We start from the raw sequence: 22,123 nt of genomic DNA on the forward strand, positions 1-22,123 counted from the left end.
CGTTATGAAGCAAATACCCGTCGTTATCCTTTGGCACATGCACCAACCCTGCTATCAGCATCCTCTTACTGGGCGCTACGAGATGCCGTGGGTGTATCTGCACGCCATCAAGGATTACGGCGACATGCTGCAACTGGCAATTGACGCAGCGATTCCGTGCACGTTCAACCTTGTGCCATCGATGGTAGCGCAGTTGGAAGCCTACGCCAATGGCGAAGCCAGCGATCGCATTCTCGATCTCATCGCCGCCACACCCGATTCGCTGTTTGGCGAAGAGCGGACACTCCTCACCCGTTACTTGTTTTACGCCAACGAAACACACATGATAGCGCCGTTACGACGTTACGCGGAATTACTGGAACGAAAAAAACAAGGCGATATGGTGTTCGATCATCTCGACCTCGGTGACCTGCAAGTGCTTTTTCTCCTTGCATGGTGCGGCAATACATTGCAAAAGCACCCCTTCATCAAAACACTACGCGAAAAAGGCAAATGGTTTACGGCAGCGGAAAAGCAACAACTCTTCGCCGTACTGCGGGAATATGTCGCCAGCATCCTGCCACTGTACCAGCAAGCGGTAGCGTCAGGACTTATCGAAGTCTCAACAACCCCGTACTACCACCCTATCCTGCCACTCCTGTTTGATATGTCCTCAGCACGCGTTGCGATGCCATCTGCTGATATACCGACCATCGACAACCAACTTTTCCGACAAGATGCCTATCGCCACATCGACGATGCGATTGACTTCATGCAAGAACGCGGCTTTGTCACCGGCGGCTTTTGGCCCTCAGAAGGGAGCGTTAGTCCGGCAATTGTCCCAGCGTTGCGCGAACGCGGCGTTCGCTGGATTGCGACTGACGAAGGGGTGCTTGCCCGCTCGCGCTCCCATTTTGATCGCGCTGATATCTACTATCCCTACAACTATCAGGGGATGAACTGCTTGTTCCGCGACCGCGAGCTCAGCGATCTTGTTGGCTTTACCTACAGTAGCTGGCCGCCGGAACTCGCCGCAACAGACCTTATGCGCCGCCTGAACGATATTGCCAGAACTCTCCCCGACGGAGGCTTGATTCCAATTATTCTTGACGGCGAAAATGCGTGGGAGTATTACGCCGACAACGGACGCACCTTTTTTCAGGCGTTTTATGCCCAACTTCAGGCACATGCCACTTTGGTGCCCATGACGGTTTCCCATGCTCTTACACATACACAACTGCGCACCCTTGAGCAGCTTCATTCCGGCTCTTGGATCAACGCCTCGTTTTCCACCTGGGTGGGGCATCCCGAAAAAAACCGAGCCTGGGAATTGCTGAATATGACGCGTGCGTTCTTACACACACGCGATCCGCACCTGAAAAATCCTGTCGCGCGCGAAGCACTGATGCGCGCCGAAGGAAGCGATTGGTTCTGGTGGCTTGGCGACGATCATTACACTGAGCTGGGCGACCTTTTCGACGAACTTTTTCGCGAATACTTACTTGTCATCTACCGCGAATATGGAACGACCCCGCCCTCCATTCTCTACACCCCTATTCGCAGCCAACACGTAGTGAGCCGGTGCCGCGGTCCCGTCGGGACAATTACGCCGGTTATCGATGGAGAGTACGACTCGTTCTTTGCTTGGCTCCATGCCGGCACATACGATTTAAGCGACAACGCCAGCATGCACCGTCACACCAACTTTCAAGCGGTTCACTATGGATATAACAACGCACGTAACCGACTCTACCTGCTCTTGCAAATGCAGAGTGGCGTAAAAATATCCGGACAGGAACTCACCATTGAGATCAATGGCGAAGTCATTGGCCGGATACTCCTTGCAGCCGGAGAACACACGTCGGGAACAATAGTGCGCGCCGTTATCGGCACCACACTAGAGTTTGAAATACGCCTTGATGCGCTCCCCGCGCACTTGCAACAACTCGCCGACCTGCCGATAGCATTTGCACTGTACGATGGAAGCGAACTTATCGAACGGGCACCTTCGCATGGAAATGCGATACTCGAAAAACCACAGGTATATGAACTTACCCACTGGATTGTCTAGCTGCCGTGCAATATCTGCACAGGTGTGCGATATTTACCGTGCACGCCAGTAACGCATTCCGGTAACCTTCTATAAAATAAATCGTTATCGTTGGCACTATTGTTGCTAGTCATTGCTGATTCGTGAATTTGGTTTTCCCCCTGTGTCTGCAGGGTTATTTTGTTGAGTTGGAGTGGACTTTTATGAAGGTTTTGGACGTGCTTTTCTCCATGAAAACCATGCTCGTGCTACTGTTTATTCTAGCAGTGGCCTGTGGCGCGGCAACATTCATCGAAAATGACTATGGACCGGAAACTGCGCGCGCACTGGTCTATAACGCAAAGTGGTTCGAAGTAGTTTTCGCCCTGCTGACTCTGAATTTTGTGGTCAACATCTTCACCTACAGAATGTGGGAAAAAGAGAAGATCTTCAGTTTTATTCTGCATCTGTCGCTTGTACTCATCCTCGTCGGCGCTGTGATCACCCGCTATTTCGGCTACGAAGGGATGATGCACATTCGCGAAGGCGAAACAGTAAATTACATCCTTTCAAGTGAAACCTACGTCGAAGTTCACCATAACGGCCAACCACTCGAAGCATGGCCGGTACTTATTTCCCAACGCGGTAAAAACGATTTCACCTTTTCAACCTCCATTAATGGAAAAGATCTGAAAGTTTCCTACATGGGCCATTCCGGCGGACGCAACAAGCAACTCTCCGCTCTGGTCAATTATGCTGGCGAAACGCAAACGGTACAATTGATCGGCGGGCAAGGGCTGGAAGGTATTCCTGTCAATATCACAATGGGCGGAGAAAATTTGCGCCTGCTCTATGGTGCGATGCGCCTGACGCTTCCCTTTGCGGTTAAGCTCGATAACTTTGTGCTCGAACGTTACCCCGGCTCAAACTCACCCGCTTCATATTCCAGTTATGTTGAGGTTATTGATGATGCCAACGCTGAACGCTTCCCATTTCATATCTACATGAACCACGTACTTGATCACCAAGGCTACCGTTTCTATCAATCATCATACGATCAAGATGAACTCGGAACCTACCTTTCTGTCTCAAGCGACCCGGGGAAACTGCCAACCTATGTGGGGTATTTTTTCTTAACCCTCGGCATCATCGTCAGCCTCTTTATGCCACAAGGGCGCTGCCGCGTGTTGCTGCGTGAGCTTTCTACCTCCAAAGCAGCGCGAAGCGTCGCTATGCTCGCTGCGGCTATTCTGCTGAATATGCATTTCACGGCTCCGGCTCATGCTTTCCCTGAGTATGCCAACCGCGATAGCGCTGAAACATCGGAACAACAAGCAAACACAACGGCTGCCACAGAAGCACCCGCAACACCACGCACATTTGTCCGTCCACCGCTACCCATCCCGTACCAATACGATCTTCAACACGCGGAAAAGTTCGGCTCACTACTCGTGCTTGACACCACGCTTGGTCGCATCAAGCCAATCGACACGTATGCACGCGAACTGCTCTATAAGATCGCTAAAACCGTTGCACTCGATGGATTTACGCCGAATCAAGTTATTCTCGGCATGATGGTCGATCCGTTCTCGTGGCAATTCGTCAACATGATTCGCGTCGAGCACCCACAACTGCGCCGCGTCATGAATCTTTTTGACGACAAACAACGCCGCACCTCATTCGCCAGCTTCTTTTCTGATGTCGATGGCAGCTACGTTCTCCAGCCATATGTCGAGGCGGCCTACCAAAAAGATCCTTCGTTTCGCAACACTTTCGACCGTGGCGTGATTGCCGTCGACGAACGGGTCAGCATTGCCTACATGATTTACGCGGGACTTCTGTGGAACTTCTTCCCGCATCAAGAAGGAACCAGCAATACGTGGTACACCATCAACGATGCCATGGAACAATTTCCCGAAAACGAACGTCGCGATGTAATGGGGATCTTCTCCCGCTACTTCACCGCCGTCGAACACGGCATTGCCTCTGGCAACTGGACCGCTGCCGACGCAGAATTGGCAACGTTTAAACAGTATCAGCGCGAACACGACAACACCTCGGCCATTCCGGCACCCGCCAAAGTGAGCGCTGAAGTGCTACTGAATAAGCTCTCCATCTTTAAGAATGTAACTTTCTACTACCTGCTGACCGGCTTTGTGCTGCTGCTGGGTGCCTTCTATCGCATGTTCTTTGCAGAACATTTTCTGGCGAAAAAAGGGGATGCTAAACTCTTCCGTTATTTCCAAACTGGCATGCTCGGACTTATATGGCTTGGCTTTATCGCCCAAACCATCGGACTTGGCCTTCGCTGGTACGTGTCAGGCTATGCGCCAATGAGTAACTCCTATGAATCGATGATCTACATCGGATGGGCTTCCGTGCTGGCTGGTTTGATGTTCTACCGCACGCACGTCGTCAGTGCTCCCGCTGCCGCCATCATGGGATCGATTGCTCTGATGGTCGCGCACCTGACAGATATGAACCCACAAATCACGAACCTTGTTCCTGTACTTAAATCCTACTGGCTCACCTACCACGTAGCTGTTATTACCGCGAGTTACGGCTTCTTCGGCCTGAGTTTGATGCTCGGCATGATCGTGCTGCTCTTTTATGCCTTCCGTTCGCCTAAGCGACCGCATATTGACGGATCAATCCGCGATATGATGGCACTGAATCAGGTTTCGATGATTGTCGGCCTTGGTCTCTTTACCATCGGTAACTTCCTTGGCGCCGTTTGGGCGAACGAATCGTGGGGTCGCTATTGGGGTTGGGATCCAAAAGAAACTTGGTCGCTGATCATCATCTTGATCTACAGTCTGGTTATCCACCTTGGCGTCATTCCGAAGCTGAAATGGAACCTCTACCCAATGGCTATCGGTTCGGTACTGGCATTCTCAACCGTGCTCATGACCTACTTCGGCGTCAACTTCTACCTTGCGGGAATGCACTCCTACGCCGGTGGCGATCCGGTGCCAATCCCAGGATGGGTCGCTCCGACCTTGGCGGCTATTGCCTTCTTGATTCTCATTGCCTTCCCAAAACGCGACGCTAAATTTCCGCTGGCTGATCCAGCATCGGATCCTGTTCCCACTCCAACGAAAAACAAAAAATAATCTACGCGAAAAGCCCCGGAGCCATAACAAATCCGGGGCTTTTTCATTTTCACTTACACCCAGCGTTCTATTGTTTCAAAAAACACTGTCCGCTTGATCGGCTTGGCTATCGAATCGTTGATTCCCACTTCTGCACCGTGCTGCCGCTCCTCTTCGTGTGTTGCGGCACTCAGCGCGATGATAGGCACCTCGAGACTGCTCTGGCGTATCTGACGGGTGGCTTCAAAACCATCCAAAATAGGCATCTGCAAATCCATCAGAATCAAATCAAAATGGTGCTCCTGCGCTAACCGTACCGCGATTTCACCATTCTCAGCCCACTCGACGTGCGCACCGGCGCGCATAAGCAGGTGTTGCACCACATCCCAGTTGATCGGATTGTCTTCGGCCACAAGTATCTTTTTCCCTTCGAGCCGCGTCTGTTCACTCCCTTCCGCCTGCCCTTTTGACCCCACATCGTGAGATTGCTGTGGAACCTTGGCGATAGCAAAAGAAATCGTTACAGCAATACTGGTTCCTTCGCCGACTTTGCTGTGAATCTCTATGGTTCCATCCATCATTTCGATTAAACGGCGCGCAATCGTCATTCCCAGACCGGTACCACCATAGCGGCGGGTTGTGGACGTATCGCCCTGCGTGTACGGGGTGAATAACCGCGCCATCTGTTCCTCGTTCATCCCTATGCCGGTATCGCTAATAGTAAAACAGAGAGTAACCGACGTTTCAAGCCGTTCGCACACTCGACTCTGCAACGTAACCGTACCCGTTTCGGTAAACTTGATGGCATTCCCGAGCAAGTTGGTCAAGACCTGTGTCAGGCGCGTAGAATCGCCAGCGATCATCGGTGGAATATCAGGGGCGACATCTATGACAAAATCGATTCCTTTGGCTCGAGCGGACGAAGCAAACAAGTCGCGCAGCATGGATGTCACTTCAGCAAAGGCGAATGGCCGCACTTCTAATTCGAGCTTCCCCGCTTCAATCTTTGAAACATCAAGCACGTCGTTGATAATACCAAGCAGAAGATGCGACGAACGCTGAATCTTGGCGAAATATTCGCGGTGCTCGCCATCGCCACACTCGTCGAGCGCTATTTCCGCAAGGCCGATAACCGCATTCATTGGTGTGCGTATTTCATGACTCATGTTAGCGAGAAAATCAGATTTTGCTTGGTTGGCGCGATCGGCCGCTTCTTTGGCATGCAGCAATTCGACGGTCCGTTTTTCCACCTCAGCTTCCAATATTTCTTTATGGCGGCGAAGCTGTTCGTTCTGTGATTCGATCTCGCTGATCATTTCGTTAAAATCGGCGGTCAGCAGGCCAATCTCATCGTTACCACGCTGCACCACACGCACTGAATAATCTTTAAATTCTGATACTTGGCGCGACGCAGCCGCCAGATCAGAAATAGGCTCAGTGATTCGACGACTCAGCCTTCTTCCTAACCAAAGCGCACCTAACATGCTGCAGAGTGAGGCAAAAACAATCAACAAAATCCCCACCAGTAAACGAACCCAAGTGGACGAAATATCGGCCTGCAGCACTAAATAACCAATGTGCTCACTACCCAAAAATATTGATTGATTTAACTCTAGGTGGACGGGCAAAAACGAAGCGACCATTTCCTGAGTGGCTGCGACCAGAGGGTGTACCGAAAGGGGAACCGAGGCTTGGTATTGGGCAAAAAGCTGATTGCTGAGATCGTAGATCTGAGCAGCTTGAACTTCATGGTTGACACGCAGGGCGCCTAACGTGTTTTCAGCGCTTGCCAAATCGCCAAAAGCGAGCGCTCCTTGCGAGTTTTGTGCAATTACTGCAGCCAATATCCGCAGTTGTTCCTGCGTATCGGAATAGACCTTAATCGCCGCCCCACCGCAGAAGACCAGCACCATTAAACTGAACATAACGACCGAAGTCATTGTCAGCAAAAAAGTAAGCTTGCGGGCGAGGGAGTGGCGAAACGTTTTCATTGGAGAACCCTGACCGCCAGACCCAACAACTGTGAGCTAATGTGCATTTCAATCCGCCTTGCTGTGGCAAGGTTAATGTCAAAACGGACGCGCCCATCGTGAATACGCAACCCGATAATGCCACCCTTGTCGGCAAAGTCGGGCATATCGCTGATCGTTAAAATCGGCAGAGTTGCCACTCGTGCCAGAATTTCGCTGACACGCGGCGCTTCTGATTCTGCAATATAGAGAATATCGCACTGCGACCACTCTTTCGCCGGAACATCCAGCCGCACCACAATCGGCCGCCCGAACGTCAATTGCCCTTCAAGTTTCTCAATATCATCCAGTGGTCGTTTCCCGACAACACAAAGCTGAATCTGACCACTCGGAGGTTGACCAGCAACCGGTGGCCATTGGATAAACTTCGTGAAATTGTAAATAAACGCAACTTTTACTTGGTGTTCCGGCGCACTGTTTGCCAATGATGTTGTGCCAATACCGAGTATCAGCAACACCATCAATCCCCATTGACATACCCAGTGCTTGCGGAAAATTCCCTCAGAAATCCCCATATCCCCCCCTTGATACTCCGTCAATCCTTACAAGTCCCCTTTTCGCATTAGTCCCATTGATAGGATAGGGTTGCCATGACGCTCTGCGGCGTACGCCCGACGAGCCTCCACCCGCCACGCGACTCCATTTCTAAATGTTTCGGCGTCAGCAAATCACGCCCCGTCAGTGCCAACTCCACTTTTGGCGTCACCTTCCACGCCGCGCGGAGATCAAGACCCCAGTAAGGATCGATATTGGTTTGTAATATCGCATCCATCGGACTAAAGCCTTTCGTTTTGCCATAGTACCGTCCCCACGCATCCAATGTAATGGTATCGGTCGGCTGATAGCCGACGCGCAGCAGACCAAGATGTTGTGGGGATCTTTTCCAGAGATTTACTTCGTTGTCGGGAGAGATGTTCAGGAAGCTGTACCCCCCTTGAAAAATCCAATTCTCCTTTGCCCACTCGCTACTCATTTCGAATCCACGTGTGCGGTATGCATCTACATTACCTGTGCTAATGCGCCAAATAACTCCACCACTACCATCTGGTACAGCCATCCCGACAAGATTTTCGATAGAGTTTTTATAGCGATGCTCAAACACGCTCACATCAATACTCCACGGCTCACTGATGCGATGCCGAACCCCGAGTTCATAGGCGGTAAGCTTTTCCGTTTTCAAATTAAGACTTCCTAGAATGTGAGCATCCATCGGCGGCTCACCCGGTGGCATATTCAACGGCACTACCAGTACCATTTCACGATCTTTGCGGTTGGGATTACGTACCGCCTGCGATGCGGCTCCCCAAAACGTTGTACTGTCGCTCGGCATCCACGCCACGCGAACATTCGGCTGCAGATCAGTTTCGTCAATGTAATCATTCTGTTCGACTTTTGCACCATACGTGAAAGAAAGCGCTGGAGTCAGTCGGTATTCGTGCTGCCAGAAAGCACTGAGCAGCCAAGCCGCTTCGGTTGGTTCTTGGAAGGACATTCCTCCACCTGATTGCAACGTGTTCTCCGTCCAACGCGCACCCACACCCATGAGGATTTCATGCTTCGGGCTGCCATGCCACAGTCGCGTCGCTTCGATATCGAAAAGTTTGGTTTCAGAAACAACCGGAACTTCGGCCTTGAAGAAGTCATAATACGATTTGACCCGCCACGTACCATTGGAATCGTGCAGGCTGACATCACCCAGTATATTGTGGCTGCGGGCATTTTCTTTATAAGGGGTATTGAGTGGAACCCATCTTTCACTGTGAATCTGTTGCGCGGCCATATCACCTTGCACGGTATAATTCAGCCGTCCCGATTCGCCGTCTACACGAAATCCAGCTTGTTGTGCTTGTAAGCCATCATCAGTATAGGCATCCTGAAAATTACCGCGTTCACGCGATTTCAGATAGACGCGGTATGCAGGGCCATCAACTCCGATACGATCACTAAATGCCGTTTCTGCCACATGTTTATTTAACGACCCGACACCGGCAAAAACTTGCCAGCCATCCTCGGCATTCGCCGCTTTCGTGACAATATTGATCACGCCATTAACAGCATTTGCACCCCAGATGGCACCACCTGGGCCGCGCACGACTTCAATGCGATCAATCGCCAGAATCGGCACATCAACACTGTGCCAATACGTTCCACTAATCGGCCATGAGTACACCGTCCGTCCGTCAACCATAACCAGTAAGCGATTGGAGTAGACATCGCTCTGCCCGCGAATGGAAATTGCCCACGTGTGGGCATTCTGTGCTGCCACGTGCACTCCGGGAATAAGACGAAGCAAATCAGGAATATTCGTCGCGCCGGAGCGCTTGATATCTTCACGCCCAAGGACATATGCCGAAGCAGGCATTTGCTGCAAACTCTGCGGCTTTTTGGCCAGCGCACTCACTTGCACCTGCATAAGGTCTTCTAAACTCATACTTAAAAAGTGTTCAATTGTATCCGAAGTTGTAGCATGCGCTACCCCATGGGGTACAATCAGCAAAGAGGCGGCAGCGACTGCAAGCGCCGCTCGCAATCGGAAGCGCGAGCGTGCTGAAAGCGTATGAATATGAGTATGTGTTTTCAAAGTGACGACCTCCGTAAACGAACAAGAGTCTGAAGCGCTTGCCGTACATTACCCTATACCGCAGGCAAAATAACGCCTGACTTATTTTTCCGTCAAATGCGCAATACGCCGTTCTAAACGTCTTGTTCCAAGTGTACAGAGTGCGACGCAAAAGGCAATATAGAGAATTGCAACAGAACCAATTTCATATACACCAAACCCCGTGTCAAGAGCAAATCCCACCAAAAATGGCGCAACCGCCGTTGAAATTACCATTACCCCTTGTGTCATAGAGCGGATGCCACCCAAAAATTTGGTACCATATATCTCTGCCCATAACGCATTGATAGTGGTATTGGTGACGCCAATCGTCATTCCCATCAAAGCCATATAGAGAAATGCCACCAGCGGTGTATGCAGGAACGTGAATACCGCAACGCCAAGCAGCATTGGTATAAGGATAAACGGTAACACACGCCGTGCACCCCAGCGATCGATCACACCACCCATGATCACAAGCGCGGTAACATGTGCCAGTGCAAAGGCACTAAAGCTGGCTGCCAAGAGTGATGGCGGCCACCCTTTATCCGTTGCAAAAGAAAGTTGATGGAAAAACAAACCGGTAATAACCGCCGGTGTCGCCGTGGCAGCTGGGAGAATCAACTGAAACGCACGGTCGCGCAGCACTTCGCTGGCGCGCCAGTGACGCTCGGCGGCCACATCAGCCACCGTTTCCGCATTCGCCGCTTCCGTCACCACACGGCTTTCCACCGCACTTTTCGCCAACCAATACCAAAGCGGCGCGACCACTACCAAAATGCCAATCGCAAAAACAATCCACACTGTGCGCCATGACACCAAGGCATTCAGCGCTACCGCCGTTGCGGGAAACACCGCTTCTGCCGCGGCAAAACCCATGACCGTGATACTCAACGCCTTGCCGCGATTTGTAGTAAAACAGCGTGCTAATGTTGTTACTGCGGTGTGCGACATCAGCCCTTGACCACAAAGCCGCAGTGCAAAAAAAGCCAGCAACAGTGATGCCCACCCTGCAACACCCGCAAAAAGCAAACAGGCGAGCGCCAGCCCCACGCAAACAGCAAGGGCAAAATAGCGAACATCAAAGCGGTCAACCAGCCGCCCTAACCAAATCAGCGTAATGCCACTCCCCAGCGTTGCCGCCGAGTAGAGCAAACCATACGTGCCATGTGTCAGCTGCAATGCCTGCTGCACATCGGCGTTAAACAATGCCAAGAAATACGTTTGGCCAAAGGCAGAAAAAAATGTTCCCAGAAAACCAAATAACAGCAGACGTGGCGATAAACGAATACATGAAAAATAATTCATGGTTCGAGCAACTTTGCCTGCCGATAGTATTCTGCCCACAGCTCTTCAGGAACGGTTTCGACCCCATCTTCCTGTGGTTCTTCCACCTCGGCCTGGTGATAGCGGAGTTCCAGTACCTTGAAGCGGCTGTCTTCAGTTAGCACGCGCCAACCAATGTTGTGTTCACGGCACAACGCTTCATACGGCAGGAAAAGATTGGCGACAAGGATCATCCTCCCCGTCCCTTTCAGGTGTCGCCCACCATCGAGAATCATAGTACGTGCCGTATCGTATTCCGTAGCAACACCTTGATGAAAAGGGGGATTCAGCAAAATAGTTCCGAACTTCCCTTTGATATGTTGGTAGCGGTCAGAAAGGAGCGGCGGGGCAATCTGCGCCAGTTGTGCTGTCAGACGTGCACTGCGGATCGCCTGCGCGCTGACATCGCTCATCGTGATATTTTTCTGCCCACGCGCGGCGACAAACGCGGCGACAGCACCACCACCACAGGCGAAATCGAGTATCGGTTCCCGCAGTTTCACCGGAAGTGCTTGCAGGAGTGCGCGCGTTCCATCATCAAGCTTGCCTCCCGCAAACGTTCCCGGTAGTGATGCAAAGGAAAACGATACCCCGGCAACGGTTTCCTGAATGATTGCTGGCGTTTGGGAGGCCTCCCACCATGACGCGATCAGCGCATCGTGCGTGGGCTGGCGTTTCCACTCCAGTGTCCGGCCGCCCCCTTTGCTGACGACTTGCCGTGAAGCAATCCCCTGTTTTTTGGCAACCGTTTCAATCGCGCGAATCCCTTCATCATTATAGCCACAAATCAAGAGTGTGCCGGCCGCCGCCAGACGGTTCCAGCCAAAGGCAATGTCAGCCAGTTGGTTATCACGCCCTTTGCGCAGCGCCACGCAGCACACATCGAGATTTTTTGCATTGGGAAATGATGCAGGATCAGTCAAAGCGGCCGGAAATCCCGCTGCTGACCATCGCTCACATTCGCCAAAATGATCGGTACAAACCCCCACAAGCGAAGGTGTGCGAACCAACGGCAAACGATTGATAAATAAAACAGACTGTGGTAATAACGCATTAATGTATTCTTCCGTTTTTTGCCAAAGTTTGGGCATAATGGACACCTTTAAGGAAAAGTTGCTGAACTCTAGCTTTCCGCGATTTATTAGACAAGCAAAATCAGGATTCTCCTGCTTTGCCACCACATCTTCGACAATTAAGGAGCTTACAATGAAAGACTTACAACAGTACTTCACCGAAAAAAGCGGTCACGCTATCTTAGGAACAGCCGACGCCGCAGGCAAAGTTGATATGGCGATATACTCCAAGCCATTCTTCCTTGGAACCGAAGGGGAAATTGCCCTGATTATGGCCAATCGCTTGTCGTATGCCAACATCACCAAAAACCCTCACGCCGCCTATATGTTTATCGAACAAGGGACGGGCTACCATGGCAAGCGACTCTACCTCACCAAAGTGCGTGAAGAAAAAGACGCCGCCCTGATCCAGAAACTGATGGATGAAAAAGGGTATCACTTTACGAAAGAGGAAGACGCCAGCGCGATGACATTGGTGCACTTCCGAGTCGAATCCATCATCCCGCTTGTGGGGCACACCGTAGCAACTGGTGCCTGAACCACACACCCCGGCACATATTTGCGGGGGTAGTAACCGCCTGCAACAGGGGAGCTTCGGCTCCCCTGAACTTTTCTTCTGACAGGACACGCGCATGAACTACGCAGACGATTTTAAAGACAGTTGCGGCTTTGGTCTTCTGGCTCACATTTACAACAAAGCGAGCCACGCAATGCTCAGCGATTCGATTCACGCACTGAGCCGGATGATGCACCGTGGCGCCGTTGCCGCCGATGGAAAAACTGGCGATGGTTGTGGTCTGCTCTGCTCCATGCCGCACCGTTTCTTTCAGAGTATCGCTACGGAACAGGGAGCCAGCCTCCCATCTCAATACGCCGTGGCTGTTTTATTCCTTACCGATCCCGAACGGCAGAAAGCCGTTTTCACCGAATACTGTGAACGTAACGACTTGCGCGTACTCCTCTTCCGTGACGTTCCACTGAATACCGAAGTACTGGGCGAACACGCCCTTGCCATGCTCCCGACTATTATTCAGGCAATTGTTGTTCCCGACTCGATCATTGCCACACGCCGTTTCGACGCCTTGCTCTACCTGACTCGCCGCGAAGTGGAACACACCCTTTCAAACGACAGCGATTTTTACATCCCTTCCTTTTCGCGCCGTGTTATTTCCTATAAAGGGCTCGTGATGCCACGCTACTTGCGCCAACTCTATCCCGACCTCACCCGCACCGATTTTGAAATCAGCTTTGCCCTCGTGCATCAACGCTTTTCCACCAATACCCTGCCGAAGTGGAAATTAGCACAGCCACTCCGCTCCGTCGCCCATAACGGCGAAATAAACTCCATTCAGGCCAACCGCACCAACGCCACCGCCAAAATGGCCGGCGTCCGCAGCAGTGTCTTTAGTCAAGAAGAACTGCAACGCATTTTCCCAATTATGGATAAAGGGGTTTCTGACTCCGGCAGTCTGGACAATATGTTCGAATTCCTGATCGCCAACGGGATGGATTTTTTTAAAGCGATCCGCTGCCTGATACCACCACCCCGCCACAACGTTTCGAATATGGCCGCCAAACTCCGTTCATTTTATGAATATCACGCCGGCGCCTTTGAGCCATGGGATGGCCCCGCGGCCGTCAGCGTCACCGATGGCCGCTACGTGGGCTGCATCCTTGACCGCAACGGTCTGCGCCCCGCGAAGTATATCGTTACCAATGACGACCGACTCATTATCGCCAGCGAATATGGCGTGCTCGATGTTGACCCGAAAAACGTCCGTGAGCGCGGACGACTGCAAAGCGGCCAGATGATCGCTGCCGACCTCTTGCACGGTAAAATCTTCACCTCCGCCGATATCGACAAATACCTGATGCGCTCACAACCCTACAGCCAGTGGCTGACTGACCACACCTATTTCCTACAAGAGTTTATCGAACGCCAGTTCGAAGATATTTCCGATTACACCTACCCGAACCTGATTGAACTGCAGCGTTACCACAACTACACCAACGAAGTGGTTGACCTCATCATCAACCCCATGTGGAAAGGGGGCAAAGAGGCTACCGGTTCCATGGGTGACGACACGCCGATTGCTGCCTTCAGCGATATCCAGCGCAACTTTACCGACTTTTTCCGGCAGAAGTTCGCTCAGGTGACCAACCCGCCGATCGACCCGATCCGCGAAAAAACCGTTATGTCGACCACCATCGGTTTTGGCGAAGTTGGCAATATCCTGACGGAAACAGCGGAACGAGCCAAACGCCTGAAAACTATCTCGCCGATATTATCGCGCGATATTTTTGACGCCCTGCTTTCCTTTGGCGATACGAACCGTCCACGCTTTGAGCCATGCTACAAGCACGCTATTTTCTCGACCGCGTATCAAGGGAATACGCTGCACGAATCACTCGATGCGCTTGGCCTCAAAGTCATGCGAGCGGTTATCGAACAAGGGGTACGCCTCATCATTCTTGATGACCGCGACCTCGACGCTCACCACAAAATCATTCCGATGGCGATGGCAACCGGGTTCATCCATCAGGCACTCCTGCGCTCGCAAGTGCGTTACCAATGTTCGATTATTGTCACTACTGGCGAAGTCATGGATTCCCATTCCGCTGCTGTTATGCTGGGCTACGGTGCCACCGCGATTTATCCGTACTTACTCTACGCCACCGCGCTCGATATGTGCCAAAGTGCCGGAGGCGGGCGCAAAGAGTTTCGCCAAGCGCTGAAACACACCTTTGACGCCATGAGCAAAGGGATTTTGAAAATCATGTCGAAAATGGGGATTTCCACTGTTTCAAGTTACCGCAACTCAGCGCTGTTCGACATCATTGGACTCAGTCGCAACGTCGTAGAATCATGCTTTCAAGGCTCATCGCTCTTGCTGCCCGGGCTTGACTTTGCCGATATTGATGAACGGATTGAAAAAATTCACCGTCAGGTCTTCCACCAGAATTACCTGAAAAAACTCTATCCGCTCGAAATCGGCGGCTTTTACAAACATAATAACGGTTGGGAATACCACGACTTCGGCCCAAAGGTGATTACGCAAATCCACCGTTTTGCCGAAGTACGCACCCGCGAAGAATATATTAAGTTTCGCGATATGATTGCAGGGCGCGGCCTGAAAATGGTGCGCGACTGCCTTGAGTACCAATCACCCAATGCTCCGATTCCCGTGGATGAAGTGGAATCGATTGCCTCCATCTGCCGCCGCTTCGACTCCGCCGCTATGTCACTTGGCGCCCTTTCCCCCGAAGCGCATGAAGCCCTTGCCGAAGCGATGAACATCATCGGCGGCATGTCAAACTCCGGCGAAGGGGGCGAAGCTACCACCCGCTACGGCACGATAAAAAACAGCAAAATTAAGCAAATTGCCTCCGGTCGATTTGGTGTGACACCGGCTTACTTACGCAGTGCAGAAGAGATTCAGATCAAAGTAGCCCAAGGGGCAAAACCGGGCGAAGGGGGACAACTTCCAGGCGAAAAGGTGACGCCACTGATCGCATCACTCCGTTTCACCATTCCCGGTGTCACCCTCATTTCGCCACCACCACACCACGATATTTATTCGATTGAAGACCTCGCGCAGCTCATTTTTGATATGAAGCAGATCAACCCCGAAGCACGCGTCAGCGTCAAGCTGGTTTCGACCGATGGCGTTGGGACGATTGCAGCAGGCGTTGCCAAAGCCTACGCCGACAAAATTATCATCTCCGGTTCCGACGGCGGCACGGGCGCGGCGCAATTCGCTTCGATTAAATTTGCCGGCAATCCATGGGAATTTGGACTGTCGCAAGCGCATAAAGCGCTGAAAGGGAACCATTTGCGCGGTCTCGTAGAAGTGCAAACCGATGGCGGACTGAAAATCGGCAACGATGTTGTCAAGGCTGCGCTGCTCGGTGCCGAAAGCTACGGCTTTGGCACACCGCTGCTTGCCATCCTCGGCTGTAAACTCCTGCGCGTTTGTCACCTGAACCGCTGCACCGTCGGCATTGCCACGCAGGATGAAAACCTGCGTGCCCACTACGTTGGCACCGTGGAAAAAGTGGTCAGCTATCTCGAAAACGTGGCGCAGGACGTGCGTGAAATCCTTGCCTCGCTCGGTTTCCGCACCCTTGAAGACATTATCGGTCACACAGAATTGTTACGACCAAAAGATGACCCCCTCGCGCAAAAATTTGACTTTTCTGCGCTGCTTACTCCGGTAGCTGGTGTCAACACCCGCCAAGCCGCAAGCAATAAACCATTTGACGACAATGCTTTTGAAAAAGACGTGTTGCGCGAAGCAACGCCCGTCATCCGCAACCCAAAGGAAACCATTGTTATCGAGCGGGAGATTCAAAACGTCCACCGCAGCTTTGGTACTCTTCTCAGCGGAGAAATCGCCCGATACTATGGCGACGAAGGACTTCCCAAAGATGCCATTTCCATCAAACTGCGTGGCGTCGCAGGCCAATCGCTCGGTGCCTTCCTGGTGCAAGGGGTGAGCATTACCCTGAGCGGTATCGGTAACGACTACGTCGGCAAAGGGATGAACGGCGGACGGATCGTGGTAATGCCGCAAATCTACCGCGACAACTACTCCGTTATTGGCAATACCTGCTTGTATGGTGCAACCGGCGGTAAGTTATTTGCTTCGGGAACTGCCGGTGAACGTTTTGCGGTGCGCAACTCCGGCGCATTGGCAGTCGTCGAAGGAACCGGCGACCACGCCTGTGAATACATGACCGGCGGCACCGTGGTTATTCTCGGCCAGACTGGTATTAACTTTGGTGCGGGGATGACGGGTGGGGTCGCCTTTATCTACGATAACAACAAAAGCTTTATCGATCGGATGAACTCTGAGTTGGTGGAAGCTAAACGGATTGACGTCGATGATGATAACGAAGGAAAACTTTACCTGAAAAAAATCCTCATCAGCTACCATAACTACACTCGCAGCCCCAAAGCACGGATGATACTGGATAACTTCCGCGAAGAACTTGCGGCCTTCTGGATGGTGACGCCAAAAGATATGAAAGCGCCACTGAACCCGAAAGACGGGGATTAAAAGGAGCACACCATGCAGTCATTCATCAATATAAACCGTAGCGAGCCAAAGAAAACCGAAGTCAAAGAGCGGGTCAAGCATTTCGACGAAATCTACACCCTCTATAACCGTTCCAAGCTTGCGCAACAGGCTGATCGGTGCGTGCAGTGCGGCGATCCGTTCTGCTCCGCTAACGGCTGTCCCCTGAGTAACGCTATCCCTCAGTGGTTATTAGCGATTGCGGGCAACGATCTGAAAAAGGCGTTCCTGCTTTCCAACGAAACTTCGCCATTCCCCGAAATCCTCGGGCGTGTCTGCCCGCAAGCCAATCTGTGCGAGGGTGCGTGCACGCTGGCTGACGGCTACGGCGCTATCACCATTGGCTCCATTGAAGCCACAATTACCGACTTAGCCTTTCAACAGGGGTTGTCGATTGAATTTCCGCCGCTCCGCCCAAATCTAAAAGTGGCCGTTGTCGGCTCCGGCCCAGCGAGTATGTCGGCGGCACATTTTCTGTTGCGCGCTGGGATTAAGGTGGAAATGTTTGAGCGTGCCGACCGTGCTGGCGGTTTGTTAACCTACGGTATTCCTGGCTTTAAACTGAGCAAGGATATTGTCGACTCGCGGATTGAACTCCTCAAAAAAGCTGGCATGGTGCTACATCTTGGCACGACAATTGGTGTCGATCTGTCACTCAAACATTTGCATGATTCCTTCGACGCCGTCTTTCTCGGTGTTGGCGCGACGGGCGGCAAGCGTTCCGGCCTTACCAACGAAGATCACCCCAGCGTTTTTATCGCGATGGAGTACCTGACGCACATTCAGAAAAAGCTTTTTGGCATGGACTCTGATCCTCGCTTTAGCGTCAAAGGGAAGAAGGTCGTCGTCATCGGCGGTGGTGATACTGCCATGGATTGCCTGCGCACCGCCGTGCGTGAAGGTGCCGAGAGTGTCAAATGTCTCTATCGGCGCGACGAAGTGAACATGCCAGGCAGCCCGAAAGAATATATCAATGCCCGCGAAGAAGGGGTTGGCTTCCTGTTTAACGCTAGCCCGCGGAAAATAGAGCTGGGCAAGCAAGGCGATATTGCAGGGGTAGAACTCGTACGTACCCGACTGGGCAAACCGGGCGAAGATGGTCGCGCCCAAATTGAAGAGATCCCCCGCAGTGAATTCTGTGCCCCTGCCGATGTTGTCATTCTCGCACTCGGCTTTGATATTGAGTCGGTCAGCTATTTGAGCGAAGTTGGTGTCGAAGTCAACCGCTGGGGACAAGTGGTGGTTGACGCGCAGACTGGCAAAACCAGCAATCCAAAAATCTATGCCGGTGGCGATTGTCAGCGTGGCGCCGACTTAGTCGTTACCGCCGCTCGCGATGGACGACAGGCGGCATTGGCCATAACACTCGAACTGCTTGGCAACAACTAAGGTATCCAATAACGCGAGGTGATGGCTCGCCGAAAACCATCAGCGAGACATCAATATAATCAGGGTGAAAGCATGCAGCCAACGCGAATTTTGGTAGTTGAAGATGAAGGTGTTGTGGCACTGGACATTGAAAGAACGTTACGGAGACTGGGGTATGAGGTATGCGGCTCATGCCCCTCTGCCGAAGAAGCACTGGAAAGCATCACCCCTCTTATGCCTGACATTATCCTGATGGATATCATGTTGCGGGGCGAAATGGACGGCATTAATGCCGCCGACATCATCCGCCATCGCCATGGACTCCCTGTTGTTTTTCTCACGTCGCATGCCGACCGCCCAACGCTTGAGCGCGCTAAGGTGACCAAACCATTCGGCTATATCCTGAAACCATTTGATGATCGCGAACTGCATTCCAATATCGAAATGGCACTTCACAGTCACCGTATCGAAAAAAAACTGGAAGAGAGTGCCGAACTCTTTCGCGCCGTATCAGAAAATGCTGTGGCTGCCGTATTTATCATCTGTGAAGATCAGATTATCTATGCCAACGACGCCTTCCTGAAAATTATCGACTACGATGCCGCAGAGCTCGCCACACTCCGTTTTTCGGAACTGTTGCCAGCAGAATCCCGCGACATTGCCGAGCTGATTCAATGTTGCCAACTCGCGCCGAATCGCTACCAAAGAACCATTCAACTGATTGCAAAATCAGGCACTCCCCGTTGGGTAGAACTTGCCACCAATAGCATTATGCTGCAAAATCGATGTTCCGCTATTGCCACCGCGCTTGACGTCAGTCTCCTCAAAGAGCTTCAGGAAAAACTCGAGATTTCTGCCAGCACCGATATGCTTACGGGAAGCTTTAACCGCCGCAAATTAGACGAAAGTTTCGCACAGGAAAAACACCGTTCCTTCCGCTATCAAGTCCCATTCTGTCTGGCCATTTTCGACATCGACCACTTTAAACAGGTCAACGATACCCATGGACACTCAGTTGGCGACGATGTACTCCGCACACTCGCAGCGCTTGTTGCTAAATCACTGCGTCCCAATGATTCCCTTTTCCGCTGGGGCGGCGAAGAGTTTGCGATTCTGACATCCGGCATTGAAGGGGATTCGGCGTATCACATGGCAGAACGGCTCCGGCAGATCATCGCCAACTTTACATTTGAGAGTATTGGCCGCCTGACTGTCAGTTTTGGCATTGCTGAGTCGTGCGAAGCAGATACCCTTGATTCACTCTTCTTGCGGGCGGACGCGGCGCTGTATCAGTCAAAAGTTCAAGGACGCAATCGGGTTACCTTGGCGCCAAAACCCACGCCGCATGAACCGTCATGAGAAAAGTTCCGGTTCCGATCGACTCGCTCCCCGATATTGTTTTCTGTAAAGATCGTGAAGGCCTGTATGTTGAGTGCAACAAAGCGTTTGAAGCGCTTTTCGGGCGCACACGCGAAGAAATTCTTGGTTTACGTGATAACGACTTTATCCCACAAACGCATGCCGATCTCTTCTACACCGAAGATCAATCCATCATTCATGAAGGCTGTACCATCCGCTCGGATTCATGGATAAAAACTCCCGACGGAAATTTTGTACTCTTCGATGTGGTCAAGATCCCGCTGCGTGATGCTTCCGGTGCGATTATCGGCGTATTTGGTACAGGGCGGGACATTACCGACCGCGAATCACTGCGGATAAAACTGGAACAAAGCGAACAACGACTGCGCCAGGCGCACGCCCTTGCAGGGATGGGACACTGGGAGTGGAATCTTGTCACAAACACCTGTTATTGGTCAGAAGAGTATTATGAAGTCATCGGGCATGATACCAACAAACTTGTGGCCAGTTGCCACTCAATGACCGACATTACCCACCCTGATGACCGAAAAATTTTAGATGATTTCATGTCAGCGGTTTTTTCCGCAAACCCCGATCCAATCTTCCGGCTTGAATACCGCATTATCACTGCCACCGGCGCGGTACGAACGATTAGCACTCAAGGAGAAGTGATTTTTGATTCCTATGGCACCCCCAGTAAAATCTGCGGCGTCACGCGTGATATCAGCCAAGTGAAAGCTTCGCGCAAAACCATCGAGCAGTTAAAATCAGCGCTCGATAACAGTTCGGAAGCCGTATTAATCCACACCGGCAGAGGAAAATTTTTGTACGTCAACCAAGCGGTGGCAGATATTTACAGGTACAGCGTTCAGGATTTCCTGCACCGTGTCCGGCTCTGGGATCTTGATCCAGCTATCACCGCCGAGAATATTGATCGCGTCATGCAAACCGTTCGCGAACAAAAAGCCGTACATCTTGAGCTCAACAATCGTCGCAGTAATGGCGAAGTATTCCCCGCCCATATCCGCGTCGAACAACACTTTCATGATGGCGAAGAGTTCTTTCTGGTGATTGTCCGTGACCTGACCGAAGAACGGCAGAAGCAACGGGCATGGGAAGCATTGATCGCCAAAAATACCGTATTAGAGAATATGAATGATGCCATTTTTATCCACGAAGTTGATGGACGTCTTTTAGAAGTCAACCAGAAAACACTTGAAATGTACCGCATTGAGTTCGGCGACGAAAGCTATCAGCGTGCAATTACCTACGATATCGCCAAAGATCTTTCAGGACCCGACAACGACCTTGCTGGGCTGACTGCGCTCTGGCAACGGGTAATCAATGGCGAAATCGCCCGCTTTGAGTGGCAGGCACGGCGTCCACTTGATGGATCGCTGTTCTATGTCGAAGTCATTCTGCGGAAAATATCGCTCTATAACCGCGAAGTTATCCTTGCCAACGTACGCGATATCACCGAACAAAGAGAATTACGCGAGCAGATCATTTCATCATTACGCGAAAAAGAGCTGATGCTGAAAGAGATCCACCACCGCGTCAAAAATAACATGCAAGTCGTCTCCAGCCTGCTGAATCTGCAATCCTACCATGCACGCGACAACCATGAAATCGTTACTATTCTGGCCGAGTGCCAAGAGCGTGTTCGTTCCATGTCGCTGATTCACGAACGACTATACCGCTCGGAAAACCTCTCGCATATCGATTTTTCCGAATACATTCAGTCACTCGCGCACGGATTATTCCGTAGCTATGTCGCTGCGCCACGACAAATACACTTTCATACCGACGTTGACGCCGTGCCGCTGGATATCAACACCGCAATACCGCTCGGACTCATCCTGAATGAGCTTATTTCCAATGCGTTAAAGCATGCCTTTACCTTACACCAGACCGGTAATTTGACCGTGACACTAAGAAGTAGCGCCGAGCAGATGGCGTTATGCGTCATTGACGATGGTGTCGGATTACCCGAAGGGTTCGATGCCACCTCCGGCGGCAGTCTCGGTCTGGAACTGGTACGCACACTTGCATTACAGTTAAGCGGCACATTCAGCTTGACACACCATGCCGGTGGCGGCTCATGCGCAATGGTAGAGTTTCCTTTTCGGAAGGGGTAGGTGAGCATCATCCCAAAAATATTTTGTAACCTTGGGCAACCATTTCCGTTCC

General features: G+C 51.7%; 12 protein-coding genes. 7 read left to right on the top strand and 5 right to left on the bottom strand.

The genetic code is table 11. The features are described from left to right. Positions 1-4 precede the first annotated feature (4 nt). Together P304_RS15510 and ccsA are read left to right on the top strand one after the other, a co-directional pair. Positions 5-2,050 carry a glycoside hydrolase family 57 protein gene (locus P304_RS15510; RefSeq protein WP_051321662.1) on the top strand — a complete coding sequence of 682 codons (2,046 nt, stop codon included), beginning with the start codon at positions 5-7 and terminating at the stop codon, positions 2,048-2,050. Positions 2,051-2,232: 182 nt separating this feature from the next. Beyond that, on the top strand, positions 2,233-5,121 hold the full coding sequence (ccsA, locus tag P304_RS15515) for a cytochrome c biogenesis protein CcsA (protein WP_051321663.1): 2,889 nt from the start codon (positions 2,233-2,235) through the stop codon (positions 5,119-5,121). Between the two features lie 53 nt (positions 5,122-5,174). On the opposite strand, the gene P304_RS15520 is transcribed toward ccsA, so the two are convergent. From P304_RS15520 to P304_RS16380, 5 genes are all read right to left on the bottom strand, one after another. Next, positions 5,175-7,091 carry an ATP-binding protein gene (locus P304_RS15520; protein ID WP_027390754.1) on the bottom strand — a complete coding sequence of 639 codons (1,917 nt, stop codon included), beginning with the start codon at positions 7,089-7,091 and terminating at the stop codon, positions 5,175-5,177. Further along, positions 7,088-7,645 (bottom strand): YfiR family protein, encoded by a 558-nt coding sequence (locus P304_RS15525; protein ID WP_051321664.1) that lies wholly within the window; start codon positions 7,643-7,645, stop codon positions 7,088-7,090. The genes P304_RS15520 and P304_RS15525 overlap by 4 nt, the downstream gene beginning before the upstream one ends. A 47-nt stretch (positions 7,646-7,692) precedes the next feature. Further along, complete coding sequence (locus tag P304_RS0112165; protein WP_027390755.1) at positions 7,693-9,711, bottom strand: TonB-dependent receptor plug domain-containing protein; 2,019 nt, start codon at positions 9,709-9,711, stop codon at positions 7,693-7,695. 81 nt (positions 9,712-9,792) lie between these two features. Beyond that, on the bottom strand, positions 9,793-11,037 hold the full coding sequence (locus P304_RS15530; RefSeq protein WP_051321665.1) for an MFS transporter: 1,245 nt from the start codon (positions 11,035-11,037) through the stop codon (positions 9,793-9,795). Beyond that, positions 11,034-12,146, bottom strand: coding sequence for a class I SAM-dependent methyltransferase (locus tag P304_RS16380; protein ID WP_051321666.1), 1,113 nt, complete (start codon positions 12,144-12,146; stop codon positions 11,034-11,036). The genes P304_RS15530 and P304_RS16380 overlap by 4 nt, the downstream gene beginning before the upstream one ends. A 115-nt stretch (positions 12,147-12,261) precedes the next feature. Here P304_RS16380 and P304_RS0112180 point away from each other — a divergent pair, with 115 nt between their 5' ends. The 5 genes from P304_RS0112180 (at position 12,262) to P304_RS0112200 (ending at position 22,071) form a co-directional block, all read left to right on the top strand. After that, positions 12,262-12,666: a pyridoxamine 5'-phosphate oxidase family protein gene (locus P304_RS0112180; RefSeq protein WP_027390756.1), complete on the top strand. Its 405-nt coding sequence runs from the start codon at positions 12,262-12,264 to the stop codon at positions 12,664-12,666. A 94-nt stretch (positions 12,667-12,760) separates the two neighbouring features. Then, positions 12,761-17,188 (top strand): glutamate synthase large subunit, encoded by a 4,428-nt coding sequence (gene gltB, locus P304_RS0112185; RefSeq protein ID WP_027390757.1) that lies wholly within the window; start codon positions 12,761-12,763, stop codon positions 17,186-17,188. Positions 17,189-17,200: 12 nt separating this feature from the next. Beyond that, a complete protein-coding gene (locus P304_RS0112190) occupies positions 17,201-18,595 on the top strand; it encodes a glutamate synthase subunit beta (RefSeq protein ID WP_027390758.1) in 1,395 nt (464 codons plus the stop codon). A gap of 72 nt (positions 18,596-18,667) precedes the next feature. Then, positions 18,668-19,933 carry a GGDEF domain-containing response regulator gene (locus P304_RS0112195; RefSeq protein ID WP_027390759.1) on the top strand — a complete coding sequence of 422 codons (1,266 nt, stop codon included), beginning with the start codon at positions 18,668-18,670 and terminating at the stop codon, positions 19,931-19,933. Beyond that, positions 19,930-22,071 carry a PAS domain-containing sensor histidine kinase gene (locus tag P304_RS0112200; RefSeq protein WP_027390760.1) on the top strand — a complete coding sequence of 714 codons (2,142 nt, stop codon included), beginning with the start codon at positions 19,930-19,932 and terminating at the stop codon, positions 22,069-22,071. Before P304_RS0112195 ends, P304_RS0112200 begins: the two co-directional genes overlap by 4 nt. Positions 22,072-22,123 lie beyond the last annotated feature (52 nt).

The sequence above is a fragment of the Chrysiogenes arsenatis DSM 11915 genome (assembly GCF_000469585.1).
GTDB classification, from domain to species: Bacteria; Chrysiogenota; Chrysiogenetes; order Chrysiogenales; family Chrysiogenaceae; genus Chrysiogenes; species Chrysiogenes arsenatis.